Here is a 4,157-nt window from a genome sequence, read left to right on the forward strand (position 1 = left end):
CGTGGGTGAAGCCGAGATTGCCCGAGAGCCCGACCACGAAGCGCGCGGCAATCGCCTGCCGGAACGGATTATCTGACCTCAACGGGCGCAGCGCGGGGACCAGCGTGGCCCAGTTCGGGATGAAGCGGATCTTGTCCCGCTGCATGCCGCGATAGCGCATGATCGGCGCTTCGGCGTCGCGGCCAATGGTGATGACGGCGCTGAGCGCGCGAAACATGAGACTGTTAGCGGCGCGTATCATCAGCGTGACGATCGATCGGGGCTTCAAGATTCCGGCCATGACGAGCACATCTGGAAACAGATCGTGCATGATCAGCGCCGACCGCGCGCCCTTCAGCCAGGCGGCCGCGACGACGGCATAGGGCAGCATGAAGGGCGCGGTCACGGTGAGCACCACGTCGCCGCGCCGCAATTGGCGCGCCAGCGCGAAGAAAATACGTGTCGCGAACAACAGCTCGGCCGAGGCGCGCCGGACCAGCGCCGCCTTCTCCGTCATCCTGTTCCTGACCGCAACGACGCGCGGCATGCCCGGCCCGCCCGCAGGGACCGGACCTGGCGTGCCCGACAGCACCAGGACGTCATGCTCCCGGGCCAGACGACAGGCGATCTCCGCCATGATCGCCGCCGTCGTGCTCGGATCCGGCGGATAATGCTGGCTCGCAACAACGATCTTGTTCAGGGACAGCATCGTCAAGCCGCGGTCGACCCGAATTCCGGAACGGCGTCCTTCAGAATGGTCCTGATGGTTGCCCGGTCGTCGCGCGCGATCGCATGCTCGAGCGCAGCGATCCATTTGCGCAGGGTCAGCATCGGCGGCTCGTTCGGCCGCGCGGCCATGATGCCGGCAACGCCGATCTCGACGGTCGGTTCTTCGGACGCGAACAAGATCTCGTTCAACCGCTCCCCCGGCCGCATGCCGGTGAAGGTGATCTCGATGTCGTAGCCGGGCTGCAGGCCGGAGAGCCGGATCATGCGCTCGGCGAGGTCGACGATCTTCACGGGCTGACCCATGTTGAGCACGTAGACCGAGACGTTGGAGCGCTCGGCGGCAAGTGCGTGCGTCGCCGCCGTGATCACGAGGTCGCAGGCTTCGCGGATGGTCATGAAGTAGCGGACCATGTCAGGATGCGTCACCGTCACCGGGCCGCCGGCCTCGATCTGCGCCTTGAATTTCGGCACCACCGAGCCGTTGGACGCCAGCACGTTGCCGAACCGGACCGAGATCAACCGCATCGGCGGCTTGCTGCCGCCGGCCTGCACCGAGAGATCGTGGTCGAGCGCCTGGCAATACATCTCGGCGAAACGCTTGGTGAGCCCGAGCATCGAGACCGGCTCGATCGCCTTGTCGGTCGAGATCATCACCATGGCTTCGGCGCCGGCGGCGAGCGCCGCATCGGCGACGTTGATCGAGCCGAAGATGTTGGTCTTGACGCCCTCGCTCCAGTCGCGCTCCAGGATCGGCACGTGCTTGAGCGCTGCGGCATGAAACACGATGTCCGGCTTGAACTCGGCCATCAGCCGCATGACGCGCTCGCGATCCCGGATGTCGGCGATGCGGCCCTCGACCGCCGCGCTGGTGCCGTGCTCGGCGAGCGCTTCGGTGATCGCGTAAAGCGCCGGCTCGGAATGTTCGAGGATCAGCAGGCGGTCCGCGCCGAAGGCGACCACGCGCTCGCAGATCTCCGAGCCGATCGAACCGCCACCGCCGGTGACGATGACAGCCTTGCCCTTGATCAGGGCTTCGAGCCGCGCATGGTCGATCGCCTCACTCGGGCGCAGCAAGAGGTCTTCGACCGCGACCGAGGTCAGCCGCGGCGCGTCCCCGCTCTCCAGCGACGGCATGCGGCTGACGATGAGGCCCAGCCGGCGCGCGCGCATCAGCACGGATTCGGGATGCGCCTCCGGCGCGAACGCCGACGGCGTCATCACAGCGCGCTTGATCGGCTTGTTGCGCTTGGCGTAGTCGGCGGTGACATCCTCGATGTCGTCGATGTTGCCTAGCACCGGCACGTTGCGGATCGACTGCCCGCGATCGGCAGCGGACGGCGACAGCACGCCGACCGGCCAGATGCGCTTGATGGCACCGCTCTCGATGCCGCGGAGCAGCACCTCGGCATCCGCGGCGCGGCCGATCAGCAGCGTCGGCGAGGCTTCCTCGGCCCTGGCGTGGCGCCGCACGCGCGTATAGCGGAAATAGCGATAGGCGAACCGCAGCGCGCTCAGGAACGAGATTTCAAGGAACCAATAGAGAATGATGGTCACCTTGCCGAGGAAGAAGGTGCCGTGCACGTTGGGTGAGACGAAGATGTAGTCCAGCACCAGCAGCGCGACGGTCAGCACCGTCGAGACGCGGATGATGTTCAGCGCGTCGGGCAGCGAGATGAATCGCCACTTCGTGGTGGTCAGGTTGAAGATGAAGAACACGACCACGCTGAAGGCGAGGAAATAGGGCAGGATCTGGAGCAGCAGCGGCAGGCGGACGAAGAAGCCGTCGCCGCCCTCGAAACGCAGATAGAACGCAGCAAACAGCGCCGCCGCCGTCGCAAGCAGGTCGTGGAGCGCAATCATGAAATTGCGCAAGGTGAGATGCGAAAAGCGCGTCATTCGCCGATCGATATGTATCCAGTTAGCCCGCAACCTGACCGCGCTGATAGCCCATCTTGCCGCCACTTGCCAGCAATCAGGCGTCAGGAACCGCCTTCCCCACAGCGCGCCCGGTGCGCTGCGCCCTCAACACCATTCCCCCGGCAACCCCGACCCCGATCACGTACATCCACCCCTCGTGAAAATCGAACAGATGGGAATTGAATACCGAGGTGAAGACGTTCTGGACCACCACCAGAAGCCCGATCCAGTTGCCGAGCCCGTCGCCGCGAAACAGCAGGAGGTGCAACAGCCACATGGCATAGAGAATCACGACGCCGATGGCGCCCCACTGCACCGCGACGTACAGGGTCTGGTTATGTGGATTGCCGATGACCTCGCTGGAGGCCAGGTTGCGACTGCCCGTCGCAGCCAGTTCGAACAGCCTGCGGGTCGATCCGGTTCCGTGGCCCTTGATTGGCGCCTCCGCGAAGAAGCCGAGCGACTTCCGCCAGAATTCGAGCCGCAGCCCGACCGAGGTCTTGACGCCCTGCTCCTTGTACAGCCGGTACTGGCTGGAGAAGGTTTCCACCTTGTCGCGCAGCGCGGACGAGGTCTGCCAGGCCAGCAGCGAAATCGCGCAAAGCGCGGCGGCGATGAGAAGGATGCTGCGCCATTTCAGGTGGAGCACCGCAAACACCGCCAGCATGATCGGCACGGTGACGAGCGCGGTGCGCGAGACCACCACAAAGGCCATGTTGGCAAGGAAGCTCAGCGAGATCGCGACCAGCAGTCCCGCGAGCCAATACCGCTTCTCGCGCACCAGCAGCACGGTCGGATAAGCCAGCGCCACCGCGCAGAGCGTGAACTCCTGGCTCTGGTTGATGTAGTTCTTGACGAAGATCCCGTGCTCAAAATCCGGCTTCAGCGACAGGCCCGGATAGAAGGCGACGAGCCACGACACGACGGACAACAGCGCGCAGGACACGAGGAAGGCGATGAACACATGGTGTCCGCGCGACGACCGCTCGAAATGGTAGAGCAGCACCGGCAGCACCAGCAGCTTGGCCGTCGGATTGACAGCATAGAGGCGCGCTCCCCAGGCTACGTCCGACCACAGCGTGCCGGCGAGCGCGAGCAGGACCAATGCGATCGGCGCGAGGCAGATCGGCCGCTTCAGGAATTCGAGGAACGCCCTGACATCGAGAAACGGCACCATGCAGACGAGCAGCGCCGCATTGAAGATCGCGGCAAGCGACGTCGACCAGGGCAGCGAGGCCGCGGTCAAAATCGCGAACACGTCGACGGTATCGGCCCATGCCGCGGGGCTGCGCAGCCGGCGCAGCAGCATCGCCGATGTCGTCTCCGGGGCCAGTGCCGTCACTTGCCGCCCCGCGCGCGATCGACCAGCGTGGTCGTGCTGAAACCTTGCAGAATGTCCACGAGCATGACGATTCCGCCTGCGGCCTCGACGACGTCATGGCCGACGACCTGCTCGCGGGTGTAGTCGCCGCCCTTCACCAGCACGCTCGGCCGGATCTGGGTGATCAGCCGGATCGGCGTATCCTCTTCGA

Annotated in this window: 3 protein-coding genes and 1 pseudogene; all 4 read right to left on the minus strand. The window is 65.2% G+C overall.

Annotation, left to right across the window (positions count from 1 at the left end; translation table 11 throughout):
• A partial coding sequence (locus C2U70_RS25710) for a glycosyltransferase (protein ID WP_246666863.1) occupies nucleotides 1–688 on the minus strand: 688 nt, incomplete at its 3' end.
• A gap of 2 nt (nucleotides 689–690) precedes the next feature.
• A complete protein-coding gene (locus C2U70_RS25715; protein ID WP_140981428.1) occupies nucleotides 691–2,604 on the minus strand; it encodes an SDR family NAD(P)-dependent oxidoreductase in 1,914 nt (637 codons plus the stop codon).
• A 76-nt stretch (nucleotides 2,605–2,680) separates the two neighbouring features.
• On the minus strand, nucleotides 2,681–3,967 hold the full coding sequence (locus C2U70_RS25720; RefSeq protein ID WP_140981429.1) for an O-antigen ligase family protein: 1,287 nt from the start codon (nucleotides 3,965–3,967) through the stop codon (nucleotides 2,681–2,683).
• Nucleotides 3,964–4,157: pseudogene (locus tag C2U70_RS25725) on the minus strand (bifunctional heptose 7-phosphate kinase/heptose 1-phosphate adenyltransferase); the annotation flags it as partial. The pseudogene C2U70_RS25725 and the gene C2U70_RS25720, both read right to left, overlap by 4 nt.

It is taken from the genome of Bradyrhizobium guangdongense (genome assembly GCF_006483445.1).
Classification (GTDB): Bacteria; Pseudomonadota; Alphaproteobacteria; order Rhizobiales; family Xanthobacteraceae; genus Bradyrhizobium; species Bradyrhizobium guangdongense_A.

Coding starts and splice junctions, on each gene's coding strand:
- C2U70_RS25715 (WP_140981428.1), bottom strand. CDS start 2,604: ATGACGCGCTTTTCGCATCTCACCTTGCGCAATTTCATGATTGCGCTC.